At 41.2% G+C, this 1,605-nt stretch carries 2 protein-coding genes; both read right to left on the reverse strand.

The annotated features are described in order from the left end of the window. Nucleotides 1–208: 208 nt before the first annotated feature. Nucleotides 209–853, reverse strand: a complete 645-nt coding sequence (locus NJ959_RS29275) for a DUF1361 domain-containing protein (protein ID WP_254015279.1) — start codon at nt 851–853, stop codon at nt 209–211. Between the two features lie 443 nt (nt 854–1,296). Next, on the reverse strand, nt 1,297–1,458 hold the full coding sequence (pirA, locus tag NJ959_RS29280; RefSeq protein ID WP_254015280.1) for an arginine synthesis PII-interacting regulator PirA: 162 nt from the start codon (nt 1,456–1,458) through the stop codon (nt 1,297–1,299). Nucleotides 1,459–1,605 lie beyond the last annotated feature (147 nt).

The raw sequence follows: 1,605 nt of genomic DNA on the forward strand, positions 1-1,605 counted from the left end.
ATCTTGCTCCCCTCTCCTCTTAGGGGAGGGGCTGGGGGAGGGGTGAGACAATGGTTTTAACCACTGTCGGGTTATTGCAATTGGTGTCAATAAGCCTGAAAAAGCTTGATTTTGGGTGACGATAACAACGAAAGATCAAGGGTTGTAGCTGTTTATTGAAAATGGTGCAAGATCTGAGTATTAGCCATTAGCCATTGCCCATTCCCCATTAATTTTCTAAGCTTGACTCCTCAATCGCCTTCCGATAACGTATTTTTAGAATCACACCCAAAGTTACCTGCTTCATCAACCAATACAATACTGTCAAAACTATAAATGTAACAAACATCACGAATAATGGACGTTTAGCCGTTAAATCATCAATTATTGTTCTAGCCAAATCGTCGGGTTGAGTAACTAAATCCCAACTATTGAAGCGGAGGAAACGTCCTAAATAAATACCAACAGCACATAGGGCGTGAGTGGCTAACTCAGCAGGTAGAATCCATTGACTCATCTTTTGCTGTTTTAAATAATATTCCTGATTAATTAAAGATAAGATATAAGCTTCAAACCCAATCAGAATTACACCCAAATGTTGAGGAATCAGCACTAGGGTAACCACCCAAATAGTGTAGCGGGCGCGAATGGCTCCAATTAAGTGAACAATATCTGTGAGTAGATAAGGCGCATTAGGCAAAAAGGCGATAAAAACTACCAAACCCACCCACCAAAAAATAGAACGAGAATTTGATTTTCTGCGAAATAGCCAAAAACTCAATGCCAATGGGATAAAAGCCAAAAATAGATTCCAAGCCATCCAGCCACTATCATGATGCCAAGCAGCCCAGGCTTGCGCAATTAAACCTTCCATAGCTATTTCCTTAGAGAATAATAAATGTCGTGAGTTGGTTTAATAGTGTCACTATCACCAGTATAGCTAGCGGAAGAGGGGGAAGAAGGGAGAGGTGGGATGGGGAGATGACAAAAACCCGGTTTCTCAAAGAAACCGGGTTTTTTCTTCTGTACTTTATCCAACTGAAAACTGCTATATGTGGTGTCACTCATCACAATAGTCTTCGCCGCTTGTGCTAACCTTGTTAAGGTTTCCTAATATTTAATCAAATCTTGACTTTTATCCTGCTTGGATTTACACAAGCTACTCATGATTTGCGGCTAATAGCTAAGGGTTAATGGATAACTTCCTTGTCCACATTAGCGATTAGCTACTAGCCATTCGCCACAAACCATCTGATTATCTGTAGCATGTATTTAGCCAAATTGGATCTGATGCCAGAATGAACTCTCAGAGGATACCTACTTAAGGTGCAGGTAGCTGGCTTCTGCCTCTAGCTGACGAATCAAGGCTTCATCTCCATTTGCTCTAGCGATTTCTAGACGATGCTCCAAGTTCTTTTTCAGGGTATCGACATGGCTGGCAGCAGCTTGACGGGCTTTTTCACGAAGATTTTTGTTCATAACAATCCTTTGAGGTATAAATCCACTTTTTCACCATAACATGAACAGAATTGAAATGGCTAGTGAAAAGTAGTATTTGATACAGAAATTATTAGAAAGGGGGTGAGAAGTGAGAGAGGCAGGGGAGAAGGGGGACAAGGGGAGAAG

The sequence above is a fragment of the Limnofasciculus baicalensis BBK-W-15 genome (genome assembly GCF_024178385.1).
GTDB classification, from domain to species: domain Bacteria; phylum Cyanobacteriota; class Cyanobacteriia; order Cyanobacteriales; family Coleofasciculaceae; genus Limnofasciculus; species Limnofasciculus baicalensis.